The following is a 25,348-nucleotide window of genomic DNA, read 5'->3' as shown; positions in this document are numbered from 1 at the left end:
TAAAATGCTAAAGCAAATGCACGTAAATAAAAAAGAGCGGCTAAATAGCCGCTCTTTTTTAGTCTTCAATTACTTCTTTAAGTTTAAAGTCTTCCATAAATTTAGTGGTGTAATTACCAGCTAAATAATCTGGGTGCTCCATTAATTGTCTGTGGAAAGGAATAGTAGTTTTAATGCCTTCAATTACAAACTCATCCAATGCACGCTTCATTTTGTTGATAGCTTCTTCTCTTGTTTGAGCTGTAGTAATCAACTTAGCAATCATTGAGTCGTAATTTGGAGGAATACTATAACCGGCATACACATGCGTATCTAAACGTACACCATGACCACCTGGTGCATGAAGTGTAGTGATTCTTCCTGGTGATGGTCTGAAGTCGTTAAATGGGTCTTCTGCATTAATTCTACACTCTATTGAATGTAAATTTGGTGTATAATTTTTTCCAGAAATTGGTACTCCTGCAGCAACTAAAATTTGCTCTCTAATTAAGTCAAAATCGATAACCTGTTCTGTAATTGGATGCTCCACTTGAATACGAGTGTTCATCTCCATGAAGTAGAAGTTTCTGTGTTTATCAACTAAAAATTCTACTGTTCCCGCTCCTTCATATTTAATATATTCTGCAGCCTTAACAGCAGCTTTTCCCATTTTATCCCTCAACTTATCCGTCATAAATGGAGATGGTACTTCTTCGGTTAATTTTTGGTGACGTCGTTGTATTGAGCAATCTCTTTCTGATAAATGACAAGCTTTACCACGGGAATCACCAACAATTTGTATCTCTATATGGCGTGGCTCTTCAATAAGCTTTTCCATATACATATCGTCATTTCCGAATGCAGCTTTAGATTCTGCACGAGCAGATTCCCAGGCATTTTGTAGGTCTTCTGGCTTCCAAACAGCACGCATTCCTTTACCTCCTCCACCAGCTGAAGCTTTTAACATAACTGGATAACCTGTTTCTTTAGCCAGTTTTTTACAATCTTCAAAAGATTCAATAACACCATCACTACCAGGTACGCAAGGTACACCAGCTGCTTTCATAGTAGCTTTAGCATTGGCTTTGTCTCCCATTCGCTCAATCATCTCTTCAGACGCGCCAATGAATTTTATGCCGTGTTCTTCACATATTTTTGAAAATTTAGCATTTTCAGATAAAAATCCATAACCTGGATGAATTGCATCCGCATTCGTAATTTCAGCAGCTGCAATAATATTAGATATCTTTAAATAGGATTCGCTACTAGGTGCAGGACCTATACAAACCGCTTCGTCAGCAAATTTTACATGTAAACTATCTGCATCTGCTGTAGAATAAACAGCTACAGTTTTAATGCCCATTTCTTTACAGGTTCTAATAACACGTAATGCTATTTCACCTCTATTGGCAATTAGTATTTTTTTGAACATAACTTTTGTTTTAAAAATTCAACTTCCAAGCACCAAATTCCAATAATTGGGTTTAGAGATTTGTAGATTGGAATTTTCAATTGTTATGATGGGTCAACCAAAAATAACGGTTGGTCAAACTCAACTGGAGAAGAGTCATCAACTAAGACTTTTACTATCTTACCTGAAACTTCTGATTCAATCTCGTTAAATAACTTCATTGCCTCAATGACACAAAGTACATCACCTTCTTTAACTTCTGTTCCTACTTCTACAAATACAGGTTTGTCTGGTGATGGCTTACGATAAAATGTTCCAATTATTGGTGATTTTATCGTAATATATTTTGAATCGTCACTAGCTGCTGCCGGAGCCGCTGCCGCTTCAGGAGCTGCTGCTGGTGCAGGCGCTTGCTGCTGCATTACAGGCGCTGCTTGCATTGGCATTTGTTGAACGATTGTTGTCTCATGGTCTGAGCCTGTTTTAATGGTAATTTTAACATCATCCATTTCTAACTTAACCTCACTTGCGCCAGACTTGGCTACAAACTTTATTAAGTTCTGAATTTCTTTTAAATCCATAGTATTTAGATATTTGTCAGTTAGTTTATTTGTTTTAGGAATTATAAGCCCATTTAAAATAAATAGAGCCCCAAGTAAATCCGCCACCAAAAGCAGCAAATATAATATTATCGCCTTTTTTAAGTTGGGATTCGTAATCGAATAATAATAAAGGTAGTGTAGCTGAAGTTGTGTTACCATACTTCTGTATATTCATCATTACCTTTTCTTCTTCTAAATTAATTCTGTTGGCTGTAGCATCAATAATTCGCTTATTAGCTTGATGTGCTGCCAACCATGCAACATCTTCATTAGTTAAATTATTTCTTTTTAATATGCGCTCTGCAACATCAGCCATATTAAAAACCGCATTTTTAAATACAGTTTTTCCATCTTGGAATACGTAATGTTTTCCTTCTTTGAAAGTGTTTTCGTTAATCGGGTATGATGAACCACCGTAAGTGGCTTGTAAAAAATCACGGCCTTCGCCATTGCTTCTTAATAATTCATCTTGTAAGCCTAAACCTTCTTCGTTAGGCTCAAAAAGCACCGCACCTGCACCATCTCCAAAAATGATACATGTAGCTCTGTCTTTATAATTAATAAACGATGAGTTTTTATCCGCTCCAATTAAAAGAATTTTTTTGTAACGACCAGATTCAATATACGCTGCAGCAGTCGACATTCCGTATAGAAAACTAGAACATGCTGCTTCTAAATCGAATGAAAATGCATTTACCGCACCAATTTGTGTTGCTGTATAAGCTGCGGTTGATGCCGCTTTCATATCTGGTGTTGCCGTACAAACAATAACCAGTTCAATTTCCTTAGGATCTAATCCCTTTTTTTGAATTAAATCTTCCGCTGCTTTTATGGCTAAAAAAGACGTTCCTTTTCCTTCTTCCTTAAGGATTCTCCTTTCTTTAATTCCTGTACGTGTGGTAATCCACTCATCATTAGTGTCTACCATAGTCTCTAATACTTTATTGGTTAAAACAAAGTCTGGGACATAGCCTCCTACAGCTGTAATTGCCGCTGTGATTTTACTCATTATTAGGGTTTAGTTAATTAAAAGTATTTAAAAAAGACAAAAAACTACGGCTTTTAGTCTTTTTATGACATTTTTAGGCAAATATTTATGCAAAGTAAGTAGTTTTTGCCTTATTCAGGAAATTATAACAAAAAAAACGCTCATAAGAGAGCGTTTTATTATATGCGTGCATAATAGTTATGCCGCGTTTTCTTCTTCAGCAGAGTTGTCGATTAAAACTTGGCCTCTATAATATAGTTTGCCTTCGTGCCAATGTGCTCTGTGGTATAAGTGTGGCTCACCAGTTGTTGGGCATGTTGCTATTTGAGGAACAGAAGCTTTATAGTGTGTTCTTCTCTTGTCTCTTCTTGTTTTTGATATTTTACGTTTTGGATGTGCCATTTTAAATGTTATTTATCCGTTAATAGTTTCTTTAAATTATTCCAACGAGGATCTATATCCTCTAATGATTTTGTTTTTGAGTCCTCTTTTGGACTTAATTCTTCTAATTTTGAAAGTATATCTGATTTTAAAGTACCATCTTCAACACCTGGATGAATGCGTTTTGCAGGAACTGCTAAAACAATAAGTTCATAAATGTATTGCGCTACGTTAATTTCGTATTCACCATGTGGTACAATTAAGATATCTTCATTATCGTCATTGTATTCAGAGCCAAACTTAACAACCAATTTAAATTCATCTTCAATAGATTGATTGTAGGGTTCGTTTGTGATATCGCAATTAACATTCACAAAACCCGAAGCTGAAAAATACAGCTCTAACAATGTTGTTTTCTTAATGAGTTTTAGATCAATTTTTACATCAACCTCATTAAACTCTTCGTATTCAAAATTTTGAAAGAACGTGTTATTAATATCAAAATCGTAATGGTGCTCTCCTTCTTTTAATCCTACAAATGGGATTGTGTAATCTTTTAATGCCTTCATTACCATACTCATTTTGAGCCTGCAAATATATAAATTTTTAGTTATTTAGAAGCTAGATATCAACAATTTTTGTTTATATCTATTTTGATGCCTTTTTTAAAGGGTTTTTACTGTAATAATTATACTCTTCTCTGTTTCTAAAAATCTGGATTGCGGTGTAGATAGCCTGCTTAAACGAACTCTCATTAGCCTCACCCTTACCAGCTATCTCATAAGCTGTGCCGTGGTCTGGAGATGTTCTTACCTTATCTAGACCAGCAGTATAATTAACACCTTCGCCAAAAGCTATAGTTTTAAATGGTATTAACCCTTGATCGTGATACGAAGCTATGACAGCGTCAAAGTTTTTATAATTGTTTGAGCCAAAAAAGCTGTCTGCGGAATAAGGGCCGTAAACTAAATCTCCTGCTAATTTTATTTTTTCTAAAGTTGGTTTTAATATTTCATCATCTTCATTGCCAATTACACCATTATCTCCTGCATGAGGATTTATGGCTAATACTGCAATTTTTGGTTTACGAATGTTAAAATCTTGCTTTAATGATTTGGTAACCGTTTTTATTTTTTCTGTAATTAAAGCTTCAGTTATGCAGTTTGCAGCATCCTTTAGAGGAACATGATCTGTTAAAAGTCCAATGCGCAAACTATTAGAAACCATAAACATTAGGCTTTTACCGTTTAAGGCTTTAGCTAAGTAATCCGTATGTCCAGGAAAATTGAACTTTTCTGATTGAATGTTGTGTTTGTTAATTGGCGCCGTAACTAAAACATCTATTTTTCCTTCTTTTAATGCATTTGTTGCTGCTTCAAGAGATTTGATAGCATATTCTCCTATTTTTTTGTTTTCACTACCAAATTCAATTTTTACAGGTTCTCTCCAAACATTAACAACATTAACTTTTCCATGGACTATCTGATCTGGTGTGTCAATGTTGAATAAATTAATTTTGCTATTAAAGTGGTTTTTAAAAAACTGCATCGTTTTGCCTGAAGCAAAAATAACAGGCGTGTTCAACTCCAATGCTCTAGGATCTTCATATGTTTTAATGATAATTTCTGGTCCAATACCATTAAGATCACCAACAGAAATGCCAACAATTATCTTTTCTTCCTTTTTCATTTATATGCTATCCTATTTTTTTATTAAAATTAATAATTCCCTTGCAATATGTGTTTAACTTTGCAATGACAAATTTAACCAAATAAAGAACATATATGTTTACTGGTATTATTGAAGACATAGGAAAGGTTGTAAAACTCAATAAAGATGGTGGAAATCTTCATATTACCATGGCATCTACTATTAAAGACGAATTAAAAATTGATCAAAGTGTTGCCCATAATGGTGTGTGCCTAACCGTTGTTGACATAAATGAAGGCTCTTATACCGTTACTGCCATAAAGGAAACACTAGACAAAACCAACCTTGGGTTGCTTTCTGAAAATGACAGCGTAAATATTGAACGCGCAATGAAGCTTGGAGACCGTTTGGATGGACATATCGTACAAGGTCATGTGGACCAAACAGCGAAATGTACATCTGTTGAGAAAGAAGAAGGAAGTTGGGTTTTTACTTTTGAATATGATAAAGACCTGAATAACATCACCATAGAAAAAGGATCGATTACCGTAAACGGGGTAAGTTTGACAGTGGTTGACTCTAAGCTAAATAGTTTTTCTGTGGCTATAATTCCTTATACTTATGAACACACAACATTTAAGTTCTTAGAAAAAGGTGATTTGGTTAATCTGGAATTTGATGTACTGGGCAAATATGTAAAGCGACTGAACGAGCTAAGGTTTTAAGAAACTGGCTTAGATAATTTATAGGCTTTATAAATCCCATAACCCAACGCAACAATAAATAATACTACAATTCCTCCGTCTATTGGAAGCCCAGGAGGTGGAGGTGGCATTGGTGGAGGAGGTGTACTTCCCTGAGCCATAGACACAAAACCTACGAAGAAAAATAAGAATGAGGCTAACATATTCTTGTTTTGCATACTACAAATTATGGTGTAAAAGTATAAAAAAAACCGAGCTAACAAAATAAATTCTAATTAAAAACGTCTTTAAAAGGCAAATATTATCGATGAAATGCGTTTTTTGTGATCAAATTAGGGAAGATACTCACATTTTCTATACACATTTAACGCAAATATAATATTAAATTTAGAATTTCACTTAGCTTATAAACGCTTAAAGTTATGAATGTGTGCTTTTTAAACAAAACAAGCTGTTTCAAAGATATGAAACAGCTTGTTTTTTGTGGTCCCACTTGGGCTCGAACCAAGGACCACCTGATTATGAGTCAGGTGCTCTAACCAACTGAGCTATGGGACCTTTTGGTAAAAACCAACCTCTTTATTTCTAAAGAGTGTGCAATATTACTATATATTTTAAAACTCTACAAGAATTTTAATTCAATTTAATCTTCTATATCTTGACATAGCTCAATAAGAACACCATTTGTGGATTTTGGGTGTAAAAAAGCAATAAGCTTATTATCTGCTCCACGTTTGGGTTTTTCATGAATCATTTGAAAACCCTCTTCTTTCAGGCGTGCAATTTCCTCTTTAATATCAGTTACCGCAAATGCGATGTGATGAATGCCCTCTCCTTTTTTTTCTATAAATTTTGCAATTGGACTGTTATCATTAGTAGCTTGTAATAGCTCTATTTTATTTGGTCCGCATTTAAAAAATGATGTTTTAACGCCTTCACTTTCTACATCTTCAATTTTATAATGTGCTTTTCCGAATAAAGCTTGAAATAAATCATTGGACTTTTCAATGTCTTTTACGGCAATTCCTATGTGTTCAATTTTTTTCATCTGAAACTTGTTTCAATATCTTAAAAAAGAAATCTACTTATTATTTTAATGTCAAAAATACCATAATCCTTAAATATCCTCTACTTTTGCAGAGGATTAGTTATAATAGTCATCATGGAAGAATTTACACAAAGACAAAAAAAAATAGGAGGTATCCTCCAGCAAGATTTAGCAGAAGTATTGCAGAAAGCAGCAACTGATGGTGGTTTAAGAGGTGTTATTATATCTGTTAGCAAGGTAAATGTTACGACTGACTTATCTGTAGCTAAAGTTTATCTTAGTATTTTTCCGAATAAAGAAGCTCAACCTCTTTTAGAAGGAATTAAATCTAATAAACCTTTAATTAGGCATGAGTTGGCACAACGCACTCGCCACCAATTAAGACGTATGCCTCAGCTTGAATTCTTTATCGATGATTCTTTAGAATATATTGATGGTATTGAACGATCTCTTAAAGGAGAGGATGATCCTCTTGAAAACCCAGATTTATTAGGTAAGCGCAAAAAATCTTAAGTGAATTTTCCATTATATATAGCAAAACGTTATCTGTTTTCTAAAAGCAGTAATAATGCTATAAATATAATGTCAATGATAGCTTCAGGTGGAGTTATAATTGCGTCCGCCGCTCTATTTATTGTATTATCTGTTTTTGCTGGTTTAAAGGACTATAGCCTTCAGTTTTCCTCGTTTGTAGATCCGGATTTAAAACTAATTCCCAGTGAAGGAAAATCGTTTATCTTTTCTGAAGAAGATAAGTCTAAATTATTAGCCATTAATGGTATATCGTCATATTCTAAAATAATTGAAGAACGAATTATCATTAAATCTGAAAACAAAAACCTTTTAGCAACTTTAAAAGGTGTTGATTCAAATTTTCTCAATGTTACCAATATAGACTCTATGGTTACAAAAGGCAGTTGGTTAACACCTGAAAGTAATGACGTGGTTTCTGGTTGGGGAATTTCTCACAAACTATCTTTTGGTATTCTAGATTATAGAAAACCATTATCTATTTATGTTGCCAAACCAGGAAAAGGTCAAATATCAACATTGAAGAGTGCCTATAACGCTGCTTATGTAAATAATGTTGGGCTTTTTGACATTAACGAAGAATTAAATGCCGAATATGTATTTGCGGATATTGGTTTAGCAAAACAACTCTTAAGTTATAAAGACAATCAAATAAGTGCTCTTGAGCTAAAACTAACTCAGGAAGCTGATGAATCTAAAATTAGAGAACAACTTGAGGAAGCTTTTCCTAATAAGTTTTCAGTTAAAAATAGGGAACAGCTCAACGATGCTTTATTTAAAATGTTGAATACTGAAAACCTTGCTATTTATCTCATATTTACTTTAGTCATCATCATTGCTTTATTTAACGTTATTGGAGCTATCATCATGATGATATTGGACAAAAAGAAATCATTAAACACATTGTTTAACCTTGGAACTGAACCTAAAATAATTAAATCTATTTTCTTTTGGCAAGGAAGCCTAATGACTGTTATTAGCGGAGTTATTGGTGTTACCCTAGGTTTACTGATTGTGTTTTTGCAACAATCCTTTTCGCTGGTAATGCTAACGCCGGAATTGCCTTATCCAGTACGCCTAAATTTCTTTAATGTGCTTATAGTATTGGCTACAATTTTTGCTTTAGGAATTGTAGCATCGAGAATTGCGTCACAACGCATCACAAAACAATTAATTCAGTCTTAAGACGTGAACTGATAATCTGGAAAGGCTTCCAAAACCTCATCAAAAGCTGCAAATACATCTTTAGAGTCGTCACTTGTTACCATTTTCATTCTATATTCTTTAAAATGAGGAATCCCTTTAAAGTAGTTTGTGTAGTGTCTTCTTGTTTCAAAAACTCCAAGTGTTTCGCCTTTCCAATCAATTGCCATTTGCAAATGTCTTCTGGCTGCTTCTACGCGTTCGGCAAGTGAAATCGGTTCTAGGTGTTTTCCTGTTTCAAAAAAATGTTTTACCTGCTTAAAAAACCACGGATTACCAATAGATGCACGTCCAATCATTGCTCCGTCTAAACCATAAGAATCTCGCATCTCAGCTGCCTTTTCTGGAGTGTCAACATCTCCGTTGCCAAACACAGGAATATGCATTCTAGGATTGTTTTTTACAGCTGCAATAGGTTTCCAGTCGGCATTACCCTTATACATCTGTGCTCTGGTTCTGCCATGTATGGCAATCGCCTTACAGCCCACATCTTGCAAACGTTCGGCAACTTCAACAATTTTTATAGAGTCGTGGTCCCAACCCAATCTTGTTTTTACCGTAACAGGCAAATTGGTGCGTTTTACCATTTCAGCTGTAAGCTGCTCCATTAAGCAAATATCTTTTAGGATACCTGCACCAGCACCTTTGGAAACTACTTTCTTAACAGGACAACCAAAATTAATATCTATAATGTCTGGATTGGATTTTTCTACAATATCTATAGTCTGTAACATACTTTCCATATTGGCACCAAAAATCTGAATACCAACAGGTCGTTCCTTTTCATAGATGTCTAATTTCATAACGCTTTTTGCAGCATTACGAATTAACCCTTCACTAGACACAAACTCAGTATATACAACATCTGCGCCTTGCTCTTTACACAATGCACGGAATGGTGGGTCGCTAACATCCTCCATAGGTGCTAAAAGCAATGGGAAATCTGGTAACTCTATGTCTCCTATTTTAACCAAGTCTTAAATTTTGATGCAAAATTACAGCTTTTTAGAATATTTGCTGTTTAAAATCCAAAGTCCATAAAAACCGATTAGAAATTCTCCTATAATTCCCAAAACATAAGCAGAAGTTGGTGTGCCGTCTATAAAAAAACTAAGTAGCCTACCAATGGCCAAACCCAACATAAAAATAGTATTGCTTACCAAAGCTAGTTTTAGATGGTTTTTTTTAAATATTCCTAAAAGCCAAAACACAGAAAATCCTAAATACAAACCCATTATAGCTTTAAAAAAATTGTGCTCATCCACAGTACCAAGAAATATATTGAACCGAGTTCCTGGATTAAACCCATAAATAAAAGAAACGGGAACTACAATCAACACGGAAATAACCAGGTGGATTTTAGATATAAAGTCTTTCTTTTTCATCTGATTATTGTCCTGAACTTTAAAAGTTCAACTCTAAAAGAGAACTATTATTGTCTTGACCAAACAGAAATAGAATTTACCGAATTTACAATTTCAGTTCCTGTCATCCCGTCTGTTTCTGTAACAGTTTCTATTTGCGTGAAAGTAAGAGTCTGACCGTCATTTGAAATTTCAAAATTTGCCGTTTGCTCACCTTGCAGCACAGAATTGTCCATACCATCAAATTCAAACTCGAAAAAAGAACCATCAACGGTCATTTCATCTCCTGATGTAGAATACGTTCCGTTTCCTGTAACGTTTTCTAGGGATTGCGGTTCACTTGAAATAGTCTCTCCATCAAACACTACATTGGTGCTGTAGGAATAACTTCCGTTTGTAACAAATGAGCTTTGTGTAAATTCCACAACATAATCTACTTCAGTGCTGGCAATATCAATATCCGATGAAAATGTTTGCCCCTCAAAACTTGTGGAGCTATTAAGCGTTACACTGAATTCTTGTAAATCCCAAGCTCCAACTAAATCCAGGTTAGTTGTAGTACTTGCATTACTTAAATCCGTATCTAAAGGTTCGTTTTCGCATGTAAAAGCTGTTAATAATGCAAAAAGAGATAAGAGTCCTAAAAATTTCTTCATTTTTGGTGTGTAATTATGTTGAAGTTATAAATGTACAATTAAAAAACTTTTTGAAAGAAAAGACCAGTTAAAATGCTTAAAAAACGACTTTAGTTTCAATAATCTTATCACCTCTTTGTACAGTAATAGCGGCTTCATCTCCATTATCAAACACTGAAAGTGCTCTCATATAACTCATCATGTCTGTAATAGTACTATCTCCTAATTTCACTACAATATCGCCTTTTAGTAGGCCTGCATTAAATGCTGGTGTTTCTTCACGAGTTCCGTCAATTCGCATGCCTTTTCCATCGTATAAGTAATCTGGCACAACACCTAAACCAACTTTAAAGCGTGGAGTTTCTTCGCTTTCATTTTTTGTTTTTCTAAAGGCTAATTCTCCGTTATCATCCAAATCGCTGATGATATTATAAATGTAATCTGAAATTAAATTCATGCCATCATAATTCAACTTTTCGGAATCATCTCCTGGTTTATGATAATCTTCATGCTGACCAGTAAAAAAATGAAGGACTGGCACATCAATTAAATAAAAAGAGGTGTGGTCGCTTGGGCCTACTCCACTTTCGTTTTCAACGAGTTTAAACTTATCGTTATTAGATTTTAATGTCTGTTTAAACATTGGCGAAGTTCCAATACCATAAACCGCAAGTGTGCTATCGGCTTTCATTCTGCCAACCATATCCATATTTATCATATAGTTTATGGATTTTGCATCTATAGTTGGATTTTTAGAAAAATAATTAGAGCCTAATAATCCCATTTCTTCACCAGAAAAAGCCATAAATAAATAATTATTCTTGTCTTTAATATCAGCATTTATTGCTTTGGTTTTTAATCGGCTCGCTAAGTTCAACATTACAGCAACACCACTTGCATTATCATCAGCTCCGTTGTGTACAGCTTTTTCTTTTTCCCTATACAAAGAGCCTTCACCTCCAAAACCCAAATGGTCGTAATGCGCACCAATGACAACTGTTGTTTTTGCATTATTATCAATAAAAGCAATGACATTATTACCTGTAATTGTACTATCTGCATTGGTTGTAAACTCAACCTCTTTATGCGGATCTGTTTTTGGTTTAAAAGAAAACGGTTGCAAATAGCCTTCTGTACCTTTAGGTTCTAAACCAATTTCTTGAAAGCGTTTTACCAAGTATTCAGATGCCTTTTTCTCACCATCAGTTCCAGTTTGACGGCCCTCTAATTTGTCATCAGCTAGATAAGCAACATCTTCTTTTATTTTATTTTCTGCTACTTCTGGTTCGGCTTTACAAGAGAGTAATGCTACCAAAACACCTAAAAACATTATTTTTTTCATTGGTAAGTCTTATTTTTGCGCAAAATTAGGCATTAATCGCCATTTATTATAATACTTTATTATGAACAGATTAGCTGTTGTTCTTTTTGTGTGTCTTTCATTTTTTTCATGTAAAAATGAAACTAATTCATCTACTACAGATGCATCTTCGGGTGCCACCAAGACTTATAAATCCTTAATATATCCTGAGGAAACTAATTTTAAATCTTTACGACAAGTTACCCATGGCGGAGATAATGCTGAAGCTTATTGGAGTTTTGATGACAAGCAAATTGTCTTTCAATCTAACAATACAAAATGGGGAGTTAATTGCGACCAGATGTTTATTATGGATGTTAACGAAACCTTTACCGATAGTATTGCACCACCAATGGTAAGTACAGGAAAAGGTAGAACTACATGTTCCTATTTTTTACCAGACAATAAGCATATTATTTATGCTTCTACTCACTTAGGAGATGATAATTGTCCGGAGGTTCCACATAAAGAAAACGGCAAATATATTTGGCCTATCTATGATACTTATGACATTTTTGTGGCAGATTTAGAAGGTAATATTGTAAAGCAACTCACCCACGAAGATGGCTATGACGCTGAACCAACCGTTTCTCCAAAAGGAGATAAAATTGTATTTACTTCTACAAGAAGTGGCGATTTAGAACTCTACACCATGAATATTGACGGAACCGATGTAAAGCAAATTACTAACGAACTTGGTTATGATGGTGGAGCGTTCTTTTCTCCAGATGGTAGTAAACTTATCTTTAGAGCTTCGAGACCAAAAACAGAGAAAGACAAGAAAGAATATAAAGATTTATTAGCTAGAGGCTTAGTAGAGCCTAGTGATATGGAATTATTTATCTGTAATGCTGATGGAAGCGATATGCGCCAATTAACTTTTTTAGGAAATGCTAACTGGAGTCCATTTTTTCATCCAAGTGGCGAAAAGATTTTATTTTCTTCAAACTTTGAAAGTGAAATCGGGTTTCCTTTTAACCTTTACATGATCGATATTGATGGTAAAAATTTAAAACGTGTTACGCACGGTAATACTTTTGAAGCCTTCCCGGTGTTTTCTAATGACGGTAAGTATTTAATTTTTTCTTCAAACCGAAACAACGGAGGAACCAGAGACACCAATTTGTTTATCGCGGAATGGCAAGACTAACTTAGTTTAAATCTTTAAGCCTATCGCGCTCTTCAGCAGATGTTGCGCGTTCGTTTGTGCTTAGTTTTGTGTTTCCGAAATTATATCTAAAACCTAATTTAATGTACCTAGAGTCTACATCTCTAAAGCTACTATTTTGTTGGTTTAGATACTTAACACTATATGTCTCATTTTGATAATTGAAAATATCTTCAACCTCTAAAGAAATAATAGCTTTCTTGTTAAATATGGATTTAGAAATACTTAGAGAAGAAAACAGTCTGTCTTCTACAGTCGATAAGCTAATTAAACTCTCACCAACCCACGTTAATATTAAGCTTACATCTAGGCTTCTATCTTCTAACAATGATATGCTGTTTTGTAAAACACTGTAATTAGACCATTGGTCCTGTTTCACAAAACCTTCACCAAAATCAGATTCTTCGGTTATGTTATAAAACGATGTTAAAGCATATAGAAAATAACGGTCTGTAATGTTCTTCTGAAAGAGAAAATCAAAACCATAATCAACTTTCTTGTCTAGGTTTGTTGGTGTAAAGGCAATAATATTAGTGTCGTTGTTTTGCCTAGGTAATTCTACTATTTCACCATCATAATTATCGTAATATGCTGAAATGGTAAAGTACTTTAAAAAATCAATTCCTATGTCAAAATGATCTCTATAGGTCGGTACCAAATTAGGATTACCCAACACAATTGTGTTTTCGTTTATAAAGAGCGTAAATGGGTTTAAGTCTGTGTAGCTTGGTCTGGTAACACTGCGCTTATAATTTGCATTGATGCTTACGTCTTCTGATATTTGGTGTGATATGCTCGCATTAGGAAACCAATTAAAATAGTCTTGGGTGTTTGTTTCGCTCAATGTTAAAGATTTGCCTTCGATATTAGTTTGCTCAACCCTTAAGCCGAGGCTTAAATCCCATTTGTCCCAAGATTTACTATAGTTGGTATAGGCAGCTAAAACCTTCTCGTCATATTCAAAAGCGTCTGTGTTTTCTGCGTTCACAACTTCAGAGCCATTAATGATATCTAATCTTGAAATATCACTATCCGTATTTATGTTAGAATATTTTAAACCCGCATCAAACGTTGAGCTGTCGTCAACGGACAAGCTATAATCTACTTTTCCAGTAATAATATTTGTGTTTTGATTGGCCAGTGTTTTAAATTCTGAGCTGTCGTCAAACATATTATTTTGGTCAAAGAAGTTACTCAACACACTTTGGTTGCGCTCATAATCATAAACAGTATAATGCGCATTGAATGTTAAACTTGCACTATCGTCAAAATCATGTCTAAAAATAATATCTGTGCCTATATTGTACTTATCGTCTCTGGATAAATTGTCTGATGTAAAACGCGATGAGAAGTTTTGGTTATTGTCTAAAATAACTGTGTTGTTCTTTATTTTGTTTTTTAAACGAGGTGTATAAAGCCCTGTGCTAGTTAAGCTAAGCGTGTTTTTTTCGTTGATATAGTAATCAAAATTAAAATTGAGGTTATGTATTTCTGACCAAGTATTTCTGTTTACATCAGAGCTCCATATTTCTTCAATATTGTTTGAGTCATCTAAGAAGTCAACGGTTTCTTCTTGGTCTCTATTAATTTTTTGGTTGTTATAATTATAATTGATATTAAGATTTACATTGTTGTTTTTAAAATAGTGGCTTGTTCCGGCATTATATCTTGGGAAAACGCCTTGGGTAAAATTGGTTGACACACTCCCTCTATAGCCAGTAACCAAGTTTTTACTCATTATAATGTTAATCACAGAGCCACTATCAGCATCATAACTTGCTGGTGGATTTGTAATCACCTCAACAGATTTTATGCTGTTTGCTGGTGCACTTTCCAACAGTTGTATTAACTCATCTGAGGTTAACTGCACTCTTCTATTGTTGATAAAAACCGTTGCTGGTGTGCTTTTAATATTAATACTTCCGTCGCCTACAATAACACCAGGCGTACTTTTTAAAACTCCCAGTGTTGAGCCTTCTGTAAGTGCTGTGTTTTCAATGTTAAAAATTAAGCGATCCGGTTTTCTTGTAATGGTAGGTTTTTGGGCTACAATGGTAACTTCATCTAAACTTTCAGGCAACTCCATTAGCTGAATGGTTTTTAAATTTAAATTCCCAGAAAGCGCTATTTTTTGAGAAAATTCCTCGTGCCCAATAAAGCTAATTCTAACATAATAAGTTGTTGCCTCAAGATTTTCTATTATAAAATTACCCTTATCGTCGGTAGAAGTACCTTTAAAGAATTCATCTTCGTTCTCAACAGATAAAATTACATTGGCAAACTCAATAGGACTGCCATTAGCATCAACAACAGTTCCTGAAATGGAAAAATTCTGAGCTAAAACAACAAAAGGTACTGTGAAAAGGATAAAACACAGATAAATTCTTAAGGGCGCAATCATTAATTAGGTTTGTCTTGCAATATAAAGATTGTTTTTTACTTTTTAATATGGTTTTTCCGCAATTCACCTAGTGCTTAAAGTTATTTTTGATAGTACAAAGCACAAGAAATCGATTATATTTGCATTCTTAATGTTGCCCTTAGAAAAAGACAGATGAAGAACATTCGCAATTTTTGCATTATTGCACATATAGACCACGGAAAAAGTACACTAGCCGATAGGTTACTAGACTATACTGGTTCTGTAACTGCGCGCGAAAAACAAGACCAACTATTGGATAGTATGGACTTGGAGCGTGAGCGTGGTATTACCATTAAATCCCACGCTATTCAAATGGATTACGAGCTCGATGGTGAAAAATATGTGCTTAATCTTATTGATACTCCTGGTCATGTGGATTTTTCTTATGAAGTATCTAGATCTATTGCCGCATGTGAAGGAGCGTTGCTTATTGTAGATGCTGCTCAAAGTATACAGGCTCAAACCATTTCTAATTTATACTTAGCCCTAGAAAATGATTTAGAAATTATTCCTGTGCTTAATAAAGTCGATTTACCAAGTGCAAATCCAGAAGAGGTGACTGATGACATTGTTGATTTGCTAGGTTGCGATCCAGAAGAAGTAATTCACGCTAGTGGTAAAACAGGTTTTGGTGTCGATAATATTTTAAAAGCCATAATTGAACGAATTCCTGCACCAAAAGGAAGTGTGGACGAACCATTACAAGCCTTAATATTCGATTCTGTTTACAATACATTTAGAGGTGTTGAAACATACTTTAGAGTATTTAATGGCGAAATAAAAAAAGGACAAAAAATTAAATTTGTTGCTACCGACAAAGAGTACTATGCCGATGAGGTAGGTACTTTAAAGCTGCGCCAAGTACCTAAACAAAGCGTAAAGGCTGGTGATGTTGGATATTTAATAACTGGTATAAAAACAGCAAAAGAGGTAAAAGTTGGTGATACTATTACCGATTTTGCAAAACCAACAACAAACATCGTTGAGGGCTTTGAGGATGTAAAACCTATGGTTTTTGCTGGTATCTACCCTGTTGATACAGAAGACTATGAAGAGCTTCGTGCGTCAATGGAAAAACTTCAATTAAACGATGCTTCTTTGGTGTTTCAACCAGAAAGTTCAGCTGCATTAGGCTTTGGCTTTCGTTGTGGTTTCTTAGGAATGTTGCACATGGAAATTATACAAGAGCGTCTAGAACGCGAGTTTGATATGACGGTTATTACCACAGTGCCTAACGTGTCCTACCACGCCTACACCAATAAAGAGCCAGATGTACCCTTTATAGTTAATAATCCTAGTGATTTACCAGAACCAACGACTGTTAACCGCGTTGAGGAACCTTACATAAAAGCAACAATTATTACAAAATCTGATTTTGTTGGTAATGTTATGAGCCTTTGTATTGAAAAAAGAGGGATGATTATTAACCAAACGTATTTAACCACAGAGCGTGTTGAGTTAATTTTTGAAATGCCATTAGCTGAAATCGTTTTTGATTTTTATGATAGATTAAAAACCGTATCTAAAGGTTATGCTTCTTTTGATTATTCTCCTATTGGAATGAAAGTGTCTAAATTAGTAAGGTTAGATGTCTTGTTAAATGCTCAGCCAGTTGATGCGCTTTCAGCCTTAATACATGCCGACAATGCACAACATATTGGGAAAAAGATGTGCGAAAAGCTAAAAGAATTAATTCCAAGGCAACAGTTTGATATTCCTATTCAAGCAGCAATTGGTGCAAAAATTATTTCTCGTGAAACGGTAAAAGCACTTCGTAAAGATGTTACAGCTAAATGTTATGGTGGTGATATTTCCAGAAAGCGTAAATTACTTGAAAAGCAGAAAAAAGGTAAAAAACGTATGCGACAAGTAGGTAATGTTGAAATCCCGCAACAAGCATTTATGGCTGTTTTGAAACTTAACGATTAAAGCTATTTCTATTCTTTTTTAGTATCTTTCTTGGTAGGTTTTATACTCATGAGTAATCCAGCCAAAAAAATACTTATTTGCGAAGACCATCAAATTGTTATTGATGGTCTCATATCTATTTTTAAAAATCAACCCGATTATACCGTTTTAGATTATGTGAAAAACGGAAATGATGTTCTGCCCACTATAAAACTTAAAACTCCTGATGTGCTTTTACTAGACTTAAATCTTCCTAATAAAAATGGGCTAGACATTCTTAAAGACGTAAAAAACTTCAATTCTAACATAAAGGTTATTGTCCTAACCATGTACAATAAAGAGAGCATTATTAACAAAGTAAAACAATACAATGGCGATGGGTTTTTGCTAAAAAACTGCTCTTCGGATGATTTATTAAGGGCTCTAGATTGTGTTTTTGAAACCAAAGTTTTTTATCGCGGAAAAGGTGTTAAAACCAATGTAAAAGAAACTGATGGTTTTCTAGACAAAATAAAAATTACCCGAAGAGAGAAAGAAATTATTTTAGAGCTGGTTAAGGGAAACAATGTGCCTCAAATAGCTAAAAACCTATTCATTAGTACATACACCGTTGAAACCCACAAAAAGAATATTTTTAAAAAACTAAATATTCATAATTCTATAGATTTGATAAAGCTTGTTAATGAAAAACAATTGCTTTCATAAAAGTATTTTGGGCTTGTTGTTTTTAAGCTTTGGTTACTTCCAATGTTTAATGGCGCAAAAAATAGATACACTTTATGTAAATTCTAACTTCAAAGAGGCAAACCTCAAGACATTTTCAATAATAAATAATGGGCAATTAACCGATAAACGTTCGTTTTTCTATTTCAGTTTTAACAATGAGCTTAATACCGTTGACTTTGTAATTAAAAACGTTGATAGTAGTTCTAAAAATTTAATTCTAGAGTTCTCAAATGCTCTAATTAGGGAAATAACGCTCTATAAACTAGAAAACAATGTGTTGACCCAACACAATAAAGCTGGTATAGATTTTCCAATCTCAAAGAAACCAAACGAGCATCGTCTTTTTGCATTTCCAATTCAATTAGAACATTTAGAAATAGGAGTGTTTCGGTTAGAGCTCAAAAAAGAATCTGGCAAACCTTTGGTGACATCTGCGCTTGTAAAAAGCGAATCTTTTTTTAATAAACAAAGTTCTGGTCAGTTGATATTTATTGGCTTGTACTATGGTATTAGCTTCCTATCTGTGCTTTTTAGTTTGTTTGTTTTCTTTGTTTTAAAAAAAGCGCGCTACCTTATCTATGCGTTTTATATTGTTTTTTTAGGCCTTTTTATTAGCTCATACACAGGCTTATTTTCTCAGTTATTTCTTAACGATACAGACATTTTTAATAAATACAGACACTATGTTTTATTTAGTGAAATTTCATTACTGCTGTTTATTATTTTCTCTCAAAAAATATTAGAGGCCAACATATATATGCCTAGACTAAAGAGAGTAGTTGATATTTTATTGGTTGTACTTGTTTCTATTAGGCTCTTAATTCATTTTGTTTTTACGGACCTATTTGAACAATATGTTACAATATTCATGAACTTGTGGTACGGTGTTTTCTTAATTATGGTACTGTTAATTACTGCAGAAATTATCTTGTTCTTCAAAACCAATTTTAAACGCTCGTCCCTTTTTGCAATAGCTTATATTTTCATGATTACAGGTGTTTGTATTACAATTCTATATCATAGCTATGGTCTTATTAACACAACAGTTTATGGTCTGCCGGTTATATTTTATTCATCATTTTTAGAAATACTTTTCTTAACGTTTACTGTTGTTTTAATGGTAAAAGACATCTACGATGAGCGTAATTCATTATCAGAAAAAATAGTGATAGAAGAAAAGAAAAACTTAACAGCGTTTATTAAAGGGGAGGACAAAGAGCGTAAAAGAATTAGCAAAGAGCTACATGATAATATTGGTAGTCAATTAAGCTACTTAAAACGTTTTGTTGCAGACAAGTTTAAAGACAGTGATGTTAATAGTGCTATTGACACTATTTGTAATGATGTTAGAAATTTATCTCATGAAATATCTCCCTCAGACCTAAAACTTATTGGGTTTAAGAATGCTGTTTCTGATTTAACTGATAGCTTATCTTCTCAAACCTCGTTATCAGTTGATTTTAATAGCTATCATTTTCCTGAAAGGCTTGAAGAAAATACAGAGGTGCAACTTTATAGAGTTGTACAAGAAACCCTTAATAATATTTTGAAACATGCAGAAGCAACCCAAATTGATGTGCAATTAATAGGTCATGATTCTTATGCTACAATTACAATTGAAGATGATGGAAAGGGATTTGATACAAAGACCAAAGAAAAAGGATTGGGTTTAAAAAATATATCGTCTAGAGTTCAACAAATCGGAGGCAAACTTGAGATTGATTCAAAAATAAATAAAGGCACATCAATACTTATTACCATTCCCTTATAAAATCTACCTGAACTCTGGTATTGAATTTATTCTTTTTCAAGATTAATTTTACCAATCAAAATAGTTTGCTATTAATTTAATAATCTCATGATTACGACCATCAAGATGTATGTTTTAAATTGATCACTATTATCTTGAAAGAAGAGGCTTTATATGATAAAGCCTCTTTGTTTTTGGCTAATTTAAATATACCTGAACTCTGGTATTGACTGAAAGTAACTTTGCAACGTAGTTTTACTACTATCAATTTAAAACCATGCATTATGAAAACAAAATTACTCACGCTTTTTGTGTTATTTTGCCTTATCAGTGTTTATTCTCAAACAGATGGTTGGCGTGTTTTCTCCAAAGCAACAGAAATCACTAAGATAGTTCCTGATGATGTTAATGCTAACGAGATGCATTTAGCAACTGATTTTGGTTATATAAAATATAACACCGCCACCAACACTGTAGTTGACTATCTTAATCTAACCTCTCAAACTCCCGCCATCGGTACAGTAAAAGATATAGCATTAGACCCAACGAGTAACAATATTGCGCTCACATTAAAAGATGGTATAGCAATATATGATGGTCTTTCGGTATCCTACTACAACTACAATAATTCTGATTTAACTATTGGTGAGCTTACTAGTCAGTTTTATTATTTACAAGTTGACTATGCAATCAATGGCTCACTATATATCTATAAAAAGGATGCCTTTGGCTATCAAAAATTTAGTGGTGGAATATTTGATGCTGAAATGACTACTGCGTTTAGGCCACAGGACATTGTAGAAAACAACTGTGGTACAAAAGCTTATTTTGCAGGAGACAACAATGGGTTGTGGGAGTTGGACAAAACAACGGACACTTGGACAAACTTTACGTCATCAAACTCTAATTTATTTCAAAATTTTTTGACTTCATTAGCAATGGACAACTCAGATAACTTATATATAGGCCATTACCAAGGTTTAAGTAAGTTTGAACCCGACCAAAACATTACAAATTGTAATGCAACATCTCCAATTCCTGTGTTTGATATAAATATCAATCCAATAAATGGTGTGTTATTGGTTACAAATTCTCAAACAAGTAGTGCAAGTATATTTGGATTGAGTCTCGTGGATTTTAATATCTGTTCTTGGGTCAACTACAGAGAAGATGGAATAAACTGTTTGAACGAAAATGTTATTAATGCTTGTAATTATGATAGTAGCGGAGCAATATATGCGGCTCCAACTAATTTTTCGGATCCAGGGAAAGTTATTCACTTTAATCCAGGAAATTTCTGCACACCATTAGACATAGACTACATAGATGTCCCTGAGCCAATGAATACTTTTAATACTGGAGACTTTGCCATCAGGCAAAAAACTACTGGAGAAATAGAAGTTGGAATAATTAAATCGGATAAAGTTCATATGTTGGAGTTTGAACTTGGTGTTGGCAACAACTATACTGGATACATTACGGTTGACACAGCAGAAAATAGCTGGAGCATTACCTCGGACAATGACTATTTTGTTGTTGAAACCAATACAGGTTGGAGCTTTATAAATGGTAATAATTCAATTAACTCTTTTGCACATGGTTTACCCAATCATTTGGCATATGTTTCAAAAAAAACCAGTGTTGGTGAGTCAGATAATGGCATTATAGCTATAATGCACAAAGGGTTTGATGCAGCTTATAACTATCTGGTGTACCAAACTATTTGCGACCTTCCTAATTCTACTTGTTCAACTCCTCAAGAAATATTAAACAACGATAGAGACTTGTCCCAAGACACAAGCTATGGTGGGCGGGCAACAAACCTTAGTGGGTTGCAAGTTCCTAATTTAAGAGCTTTAGCTATCTCCTCCGCTCTACCTCCTGATACTGGAAAAGTAATTAATATCGTGCCTGATGAAAATTCTAACGCTCCTTCGTCATTTGCAGTTTCTATAGACCCAAGTTTTGTTCCTGTTTCGGACCCTGTCGCAATGCATATACCAAATAATTCTGATGATAATTTTTCATTTCTTGTTGCCAATAAAACCACTCAAGAGCTTTTGCACGTAACACTAGATGAAAACGGAAATGATGTTTTTCATCCTATTGCCATTGACGAAAATAACGATGGAAATAATGATGAGATAGGCACCACAGAATCGTTTGTCATTACATCAGAAGAAGGAGAGGTTGTGGGCAACGCTTTTGTTATAATGTTCGCCTATTTTTCAACAAGTGGCCGAGGGTTAACTAGTAATACTTCTAGGTCTATGCGAATATATGCTGTTTCCCCAGATACTAGCAATAGCTCCTTTTTAATGGTAGAAGAAATTAATAGTGCTATGCTGGATAATGACCTGCCTAAAGATTTAAGTATTTCAAAGGCCCTATTTAAACAATATAGTCCAACAGAAGGCCTTTTTACACTCCTTACAAACTATGGTATTTTAGTTAAAACTGGAGTTGATATTTCACAATTAACACTTAGTGATAATGATTTTGAGCCAAATGGTGGCAACATCACTTTGTTTCCAAACCCTTCAAGTGATATTGTTTCATTTTCTAATGACCAAATAGATTCTGCAATGGTCTATGACCTTAATGGAAGATTAATTTTAACAGCAAGTGAGAATACTTTTTCAGTTAAAAACTTAAATACAGGTATTTATACCGTAAAAGCCAAATTAAATAATGGTTTATTCGTCGTTAGAAAGTTGATTAAAAATTAAATAAACAACCAAAATTCACATATTATGAAAACTAAATTGTCTATTGTATTAAGCGTGCTCATGTTGTGCTCTTTAATACATCTAAACGCCCAGTCTAATTTTTTAGCTGATTTTAATCTCAATAATAAAGAGATTAAAGCTGGAGATTTTACCAGCCTCGAAACAGACTTTATCCTAGACGACTTTAATTCCTTTATGGAAAACAAACCTGAGCTAAGCAAAAAAGCTTTTGAAGAGCAAATAAACCCAGAGGATCTCATATTTGTTATGCAAATGTTGGCAGTAGGTGCTGGTGTTGGGTTTGGAGAGGATGAGACCTTATGGTGTTTACAAGCCGCCTATTACTATAGATTAAAGTTGTTTCAGCGTTCAGCACTTTACGCGTCTCTAGGTGCAGCTTACGAAGGTGCAAGTATTGGAGACAGCGCGCAAAGCCTAGTAGATTTACAACTAAGTCTATTAATGTTTCAAACTATTTCTCAATTTAATGAAATCCGATTAATATATGGGCTTCTTGGGTCTTACGGTTTTGGGAGTGATAAGTATAATAGTTTTACAACAGACATTACAAGAATTACTTTAGCGGTAGTAATGGGTGTACAGTTAATGCTATCTACCCGTTGGTCTATTGCTTTACAAACTAATATAATAGCTCATAGAGCTTTAACTTATAAACCAGAAAGTGGTGGAGAGTACAAAAATGACTTTACCAATTTTTTAATAATGAAGAACAATCTATTGACCCTAACCTTGCTTTTTAATCTTGGTAAATAATAAAATTTTTGTTTAAAAAAATCATTTTTTAAAGTCATAAGACCTCGGTAAGTAAATTGCTGAGGTTTTTTATACCTTCTCTACATCAAATGGCTTACCTAAATACACAAGCTTATAACCTTCTTTTATATCCTCGAGATCTGTGTTATAGGAAGACAAAATATGAAGCTCCCCTTCATTATCTTTTAAGAATAAAGGGATTATATTCTTATCTTTATTTGTTGTTTCTATAAGGCTTAAGTAATGGTCTTTATCCTCAATTTCTATTTCTTGGATTGAAGGGTATTTCCTAGTAACTTCAGCTAAATTATTGTAATCATCGGTATGAGAAAACAGACCTTCTTTTGGGTAATTTTCTGGATCATTCATCTCTTCACTAGTAACTAATCTAAAGGATCCGTTTTCACCAAACTGCTTACTAAATTTATTAATGGCATACTTGTTTATATCTGAACTGCCTGTCATCGCCATTAAATAACCAACATCATTTAACTCAATATTATCCATTAGTGTATCTGAATAAATGTTAGTGTTAATGGCTTCCAAATCTAGTTCTTTAGCTTTAGCTATATTGCTTTGATTACTGTCTATAAGCACCACATGTCTTCCGTTAGTTTCTAAATAATGACCAAGTAACCTAGATACTTTTGAAGCACCAACAATCAATATGCCGTCAGATTTTGTAAGAAATACTCCCACTAACCTTGCAAAAAACCTTGCAGTTGTTGCATTTAACAAAACGGTTCCAAGAACTATAACAAAAACCAAAGGTGTTATATATTCTGCTCCAGAAACACCTATACTGGCTAATTTAAGCCCAAATAGAGACGCGATACCAGCCGCAACAATACCACGAGGGCCAACCCAACTAATAAATAGTTTTTCGTTCAGCTTTAGTTTAGAGCCGAAAGTACTTAAAAACACTCCTAAAGGTCTTATTAAGAGCACAATAATTAAGAAAAGTATTGCTGTCTTCCAGTTATAAATTAATAAAAGCTCATTAAAATTAATGTTTGCTGCTAATAGTATAAATAGTATGGAAATAAGTAGAACACTTAACGATTCTTTAAAGTATAAAATGTCTTTTAGATAAGGTGAATTTGAGTTACCAAGCACCATACCCATTACCACAACGGCTAATAAACCAGATTCATGTGCAAATGCATCTGAAAGCACAAACACGCCTAAAACAGCAGCTAAAGCAAAGACGTTCATTAAATAATGAGGCACCCATTTTTTATTAAGAATAAGATTTAGTGCGTGTGCAAACGTAAAACCAAAGGTTGATCCGAAAAGTACAATTTTACCAAACTCAATTAACGCTGTTTTAGTGAACTCTCCTCCTGCATCAACACTAATAAATTCGTAAACCAAAACGGCAACTAATGCTCCAATTGGGTCTATAAGAATTCCTTCCCATTTCAACACGGCTGAAACATCTTTTTTTAGTGGTATATTTCTTAAAATTGGCGTTATTACGGTTGGTCCTGTTACAATAATTAAACCCGAGAACAAAAAACAAATTTCCCAACTAAGCTCAAATATATAATACGCAGCAATTGCCGCTCCAAAAAACGTCACCAACGACCCAACGGTTATAAGTTTAGTAATTACTGGGCCAACATTCTTTATCTCACTCAGCCTTAGGGTTAATCCACCTTCAAACAGAATAATACTTATGGCTAAAGAAACAAAGTAAAACAAGCTTTCGCCAGGAAACAAGCCTTCGTCGCCATTCCAAATAGGTTCTATCCATTTGGTGCTATCTCCAGAAAGAAACTCTGAAGCTATTGGACCAACCAAAAGACCAATTAATATTAATGGTAAAATTGCTGGTATCTTAAACTTCCATGCGACCCATTGAGCCAAAATACCCAATATGATAATTCCTGCTAATTCTAACATGCCACTTGTTTTTTGGTGAAAATAATAAAATAATAATAACTAAGACTAGTGGTGGTAAATATTGCTATTGCCTAATGGTGCACAAGCAAAGGATAAGTAACTTAGGTTCT

Annotated in this window: 23 protein-coding genes and 1 tRNA gene; 9 read left to right on the top strand and 15 right to left on the bottom strand. The window is 34.0% G+C overall.

Features of this window, described 5'->3' with window-relative positions; translation table 11 throughout:
* Positions 1-58 precede the first annotated feature (58 nt).
* The 6 genes from accC to pdxA all read right to left on the bottom strand — a co-directional run bounded on the left by accC (position 59) and on the right by pdxA (position 5,050).
* A complete protein-coding gene (gene accC, locus ACFFGA_RS02890) occupies positions 59-1,411 on the bottom strand; it encodes an acetyl-CoA carboxylase biotin carboxylase subunit (protein ID WP_386059386.1) in 1,353 nt (450 codons plus the stop codon).
* Positions 1,412-1,494: 83 nt separating this feature from the next.
* Positions 1,495-1,971, bottom strand: a complete 477-nt coding sequence (gene accB / locus ACFFGA_RS02885; RefSeq protein WP_386060610.1) for an acetyl-CoA carboxylase biotin carboxyl carrier protein — start codon at positions 1,969-1,971, stop codon at positions 1,495-1,497.
* A 34-nt stretch (positions 1,972-2,005) separates the two neighbouring features.
* Positions 2,006-3,001, bottom strand: a complete 996-nt coding sequence (locus ACFFGA_RS02880; protein ID WP_386059383.1) for a beta-ketoacyl-ACP synthase III — start codon at positions 2,999-3,001, stop codon at positions 2,006-2,008.
* 177 nt (positions 3,002-3,178) lie between these two features.
* A complete protein-coding gene (gene rpmF, locus ACFFGA_RS02875) occupies positions 3,179-3,382 on the bottom strand; it encodes a 50S ribosomal protein L32 (RefSeq protein WP_386059380.1) in 204 nt (67 codons plus the stop codon).
* Between the two features lie 8 nt (positions 3,383-3,390).
* Positions 3,391-3,930, bottom strand: coding sequence for a YceD family protein (locus tag ACFFGA_RS02870; RefSeq protein WP_386059377.1), 540 nt, complete (start codon positions 3,928-3,930; stop codon positions 3,391-3,393).
* Positions 3,931-4,009: 79 nt separating this feature from the next.
* Complete coding sequence (pdxA, locus tag ACFFGA_RS02865) at positions 4,010-5,050, bottom strand: 4-hydroxythreonine-4-phosphate dehydrogenase PdxA (RefSeq protein ID WP_386059374.1); 1,041 nt, start codon at positions 5,048-5,050, stop codon at positions 4,010-4,012.
* A gap of 95 nt (positions 5,051-5,145) precedes the next feature.
* Here pdxA and ACFFGA_RS02860 point away from each other — a divergent pair, with 95 nt between their 5' ends.
* Positions 5,146-5,736 carry a riboflavin synthase gene (locus ACFFGA_RS02860; protein ID WP_386059371.1) on the top strand — a complete coding sequence of 197 codons (591 nt, stop codon included), beginning with the start codon at positions 5,146-5,148 and terminating at the stop codon, positions 5,734-5,736.
* Here the strand turns inward: ACFFGA_RS02860 and ACFFGA_RS02855 are convergent.
* The 3 genes from ACFFGA_RS02855 to mce all read right to left on the bottom strand — a co-directional run bounded on the left by ACFFGA_RS02855 (position 5,733) and on the right by mce (position 6,763).
* Positions 5,733-5,918, bottom strand: coding sequence for an Fjoh_0651 family PID-CTERM protein (locus tag ACFFGA_RS02855; protein WP_512701462.1), 186 nt, complete (start codon positions 5,916-5,918; stop codon positions 5,733-5,735). The two genes, ACFFGA_RS02860 and ACFFGA_RS02855, sit on opposite strands and share 4 nt — an antisense overlap.
* 281 nt (positions 5,919-6,199) lie before the next feature.
* Positions 6,200-6,273, bottom strand: a tRNA-Ile gene (locus tag ACFFGA_RS02850).
* An 85-nt stretch (positions 6,274-6,358) separates the two neighbouring features.
* Positions 6,359-6,763, bottom strand: a complete 405-nt coding sequence (gene mce / locus ACFFGA_RS02845; protein ID WP_386059365.1) for a methylmalonyl-CoA epimerase — start codon at positions 6,761-6,763, stop codon at positions 6,359-6,361.
* Between the two features lie 114 nt (positions 6,764-6,877).
* On the opposite strand from mce, the gene rbfA reads away from it, so the two are divergent.
* Both rbfA and ACFFGA_RS02835 read left to right on the top strand, forming a co-directional pair.
* Positions 6,878-7,276, top strand: a complete 399-nt coding sequence (gene rbfA, locus ACFFGA_RS02840; RefSeq protein ID WP_386059362.1) for a 30S ribosome-binding factor RbfA — start codon at positions 6,878-6,880, stop codon at positions 7,274-7,276.
* Positions 7,277-8,479 (top strand): ABC transporter permease, encoded by a 1,203-nt coding sequence (locus ACFFGA_RS02835; protein ID WP_386059359.1) that lies wholly within the window; start codon positions 7,277-7,279, stop codon positions 8,477-8,479.
* Here the strand turns inward: ACFFGA_RS02835 and dusB are convergent.
* The 4 genes from dusB to ACFFGA_RS02815 form a co-directional block, all read right to left on the bottom strand.
* A complete protein-coding gene (dusB, locus tag ACFFGA_RS02830; protein WP_386059356.1) occupies positions 8,476-9,471 on the bottom strand; it encodes a tRNA dihydrouridine synthase DusB in 996 nt (331 codons plus the stop codon). The two genes, ACFFGA_RS02835 and dusB, sit on opposite strands and share 4 nt — an antisense overlap.
* Before the next feature lie 21 nt (positions 9,472-9,492).
* Entirely contained in the window at positions 9,493-9,882 is a 390-nt protein-coding gene (locus ACFFGA_RS02825) for a DUF4345 domain-containing protein (protein ID WP_386059353.1), read from the bottom strand.
* A 47-nt stretch (positions 9,883-9,929) separates the two neighbouring features.
* Positions 9,930-10,517, bottom strand: a complete 588-nt coding sequence (locus ACFFGA_RS02820; RefSeq protein ID WP_386059350.1) for a hypothetical protein — start codon at positions 10,515-10,517, stop codon at positions 9,930-9,932.
* Between the two features lie 76 nt (positions 10,518-10,593).
* Entirely contained in the window at positions 10,594-11,838 is a 1,245-nt protein-coding gene (locus ACFFGA_RS02815; RefSeq protein WP_386059347.1) for a M28 family peptidase, read from the bottom strand.
* A gap of 61 nt (positions 11,839-11,899) precedes the next feature.
* On the opposite strand from ACFFGA_RS02815, the gene ACFFGA_RS02810 reads away from it, so the two are divergent.
* Entirely contained in the window at positions 11,900-13,006 is a 1,107-nt protein-coding gene (locus ACFFGA_RS02810) for a TolB family protein (protein WP_386059344.1), read from the top strand.
* A gap of 1 nt (position 13,007) precedes the next feature.
* Here the strand turns inward: ACFFGA_RS02810 and ACFFGA_RS02805 are convergent, their stop codons facing one another.
* Positions 13,008-15,425: a TonB-dependent receptor domain-containing protein gene (locus ACFFGA_RS02805; protein WP_386059341.1), complete on the bottom strand. Its 2,418-nt coding sequence runs from the start codon at positions 15,423-15,425 to the stop codon at positions 13,008-13,010.
* 153 nt (positions 15,426-15,578) lie between these two features.
* Between ACFFGA_RS02805 and lepA the strand changes: the two genes are divergently transcribed.
* The 5 genes from lepA (at position 15,579) to ACFFGA_RS02780 (ending at position 23,333) form a co-directional block, all read left to right on the top strand.
* Entirely contained in the window at positions 15,579-17,375 is a 1,797-nt protein-coding gene (gene lepA / locus ACFFGA_RS02800) for a translation elongation factor 4 (RefSeq protein ID WP_386059338.1), read from the top strand.
* Positions 17,376-17,423: 48 nt separating this feature from the next.
* Positions 17,424-18,059: a response regulator gene (locus tag ACFFGA_RS02795; RefSeq protein WP_386059335.1), complete on the top strand. Its 636-nt coding sequence runs from the start codon at positions 17,424-17,426 to the stop codon at positions 18,057-18,059.
* Complete coding sequence (locus tag ACFFGA_RS02790; protein WP_386059332.1) at positions 18,037-19,851, top strand: sensor histidine kinase; 1,815 nt, start codon at positions 18,037-18,039, stop codon at positions 19,849-19,851. Before ACFFGA_RS02795 ends, ACFFGA_RS02790 begins: the two co-directional genes overlap by 23 nt.
* A gap of 263 nt (positions 19,852-20,114) precedes the next feature.
* The gene (locus ACFFGA_RS02785) at positions 20,115-22,559 is read left to right on the top strand and encodes a T9SS type A sorting domain-containing protein (protein ID WP_386059329.1); all 2,445 of its coding nucleotides are present in this window, start codon (positions 20,115-20,117) and stop codon (positions 22,557-22,559) included.
* A 24-nt stretch (positions 22,560-22,583) separates the two neighbouring features.
* Positions 22,584-23,333 (top strand): hypothetical protein, encoded by a 750-nt coding sequence (locus tag ACFFGA_RS02780; protein WP_386059326.1) that lies wholly within the window; start codon positions 22,584-22,586, stop codon positions 23,331-23,333.
* 69 nt (positions 23,334-23,402) lie between these two features.
* Here the strand turns inward: ACFFGA_RS02780 and ACFFGA_RS02775 are convergent, their stop codons facing one another.
* Complete coding sequence (locus ACFFGA_RS02775) at positions 23,403-25,238, bottom strand: cation:proton antiporter (RefSeq protein ID WP_386059324.1); 1,836 nt, start codon at positions 25,236-25,238, stop codon at positions 23,403-23,405.
* Between the last annotated feature and the right edge of the window lie 110 nt (positions 25,239-25,348).

This window comes from Winogradskyella pulchriflava, assembly GCF_042434315.1.
GTDB classification, from domain to species: domain Bacteria; phylum Bacteroidota; class Bacteroidia; order Flavobacteriales; family Flavobacteriaceae; genus Winogradskyella; species Winogradskyella pulchriflava.
This window is presented reverse-complemented; position numbering and strand designations above follow the sequence as displayed.

What these genes read in the sequence shown, in the direction of transcription:
- ACFFGA_RS02860 (WP_386059371.1), top strand. Translation starts at nt 5,146, where the DNA reads ATGTTTACTGGTATTATTGAAGACATAGGAAAGGTTGTAAAACTCAAT.
- ACFFGA_RS02820 (WP_386059350.1), bottom strand. Translation starts at nt 10,517, where the DNA reads ATGAAGAAATTTTTAGGACTCTTATCTCTTTTTGCATTATTAACAGCT.
- ACFFGA_RS02825 (WP_386059353.1), bottom strand. Translation starts at nt 9,882, where the DNA reads ATGAAAAAGAAAGACTTTATATCTAAAATCCACCTGGTTATTTCCGTG.
- rpmF (WP_386059380.1), bottom strand. Translation starts at nt 3,382, where the DNA reads ATGGCACATCCAAAACGTAAAATATCAAAAACAAGAAGAGACAAGAGA.
- ACFFGA_RS02880 (WP_386059383.1), bottom strand. Translation starts at nt 3,001, where the DNA reads ATGAGTAAAATCACAGCGGCAATTACAGCTGTAGGAGGCTATGTCCCA.
- ACFFGA_RS02855 (WP_512701462.1), bottom strand. Translation starts at nt 5,918, where the DNA reads ATGTTAGCCTCATTCTTATTTTTCTTCGTAGGTTTTGTGTCTATGGCT.
- ACFFGA_RS02780 (WP_386059326.1), top strand. Translation starts at nt 22,584, where the DNA reads ATGAAAACTAAATTGTCTATTGTATTAAGCGTGCTCATGTTGTGCTCT.
- lepA (WP_386059338.1), top strand. Translation starts at nt 15,579, where the DNA reads ATGAAGAACATTCGCAATTTTTGCATTATTGCACATATAGACCACGGA.
- ACFFGA_RS02805 (WP_386059341.1), bottom strand. Translation starts at nt 15,425, where the DNA reads ATGATTGCGCCCTTAAGAATTTATCTGTGTTTTATCCTTTTCACAGTA.
- accB (WP_386060610.1), bottom strand. Translation starts at nt 1,971, where the DNA reads ATGGATTTAAAAGAAATTCAGAACTTAATAAAGTTTGTAGCCAAGTCT.
- ACFFGA_RS02810 (WP_386059344.1), top strand. Translation starts at nt 11,900, where the DNA reads ATGAACAGATTAGCTGTTGTTCTTTTTGTGTGTCTTTCATTTTTTTCA.
- ACFFGA_RS02785 (WP_386059329.1), top strand. Translation starts at nt 20,115, where the DNA reads ATGAAAACAAAATTACTCACGCTTTTTGTGTTATTTTGCCTTATCAGT.
- rbfA (WP_386059362.1), top strand. Translation starts at nt 6,878, where the DNA reads ATGGAAGAATTTACACAAAGACAAAAAAAAATAGGAGGTATCCTCCAG.
- accC (WP_386059386.1), bottom strand. Translation starts at nt 1,411, where the DNA reads ATGTTCAAAAAAATACTAATTGCCAATAGAGGTGAAATAGCATTACGT.
- ACFFGA_RS02795 (WP_386059335.1), top strand. Translation starts at nt 17,424, where the DNA reads ATGAGTAATCCAGCCAAAAAAATACTTATTTGCGAAGACCATCAAATT.
- mce (WP_386059365.1), bottom strand. Translation starts at nt 6,763, where the DNA reads ATGAAAAAAATTGAACACATAGGAATTGCCGTAAAAGACATTGAAAAG.
- pdxA (WP_386059374.1), bottom strand. Translation starts at nt 5,050, where the DNA reads ATGAAAAAGGAAGAAAAGATAATTGTTGGCATTTCTGTTGGTGATCTT.
- ACFFGA_RS02870 (WP_386059377.1), bottom strand. Translation starts at nt 3,930, where the DNA reads ATGAAGGCATTAAAAGATTACACAATCCCATTTGTAGGATTAAAAGAA.
- ACFFGA_RS02815 (WP_386059347.1), bottom strand. Translation starts at nt 11,838, where the DNA reads ATGAAAAAAATAATGTTTTTAGGTGTTTTGGTAGCATTACTCTCTTGT.
- ACFFGA_RS02775 (WP_386059324.1), bottom strand. Translation starts at nt 25,238, where the DNA reads ATGTTAGAATTAGCAGGAATTATCATATTGGGTATTTTGGCTCAATGG.
- ACFFGA_RS02790 (WP_386059332.1), top strand. Translation starts at nt 18,037, where the DNA reads ATGAAAAACAATTGCTTTCATAAAAGTATTTTGGGCTTGTTGTTTTTA.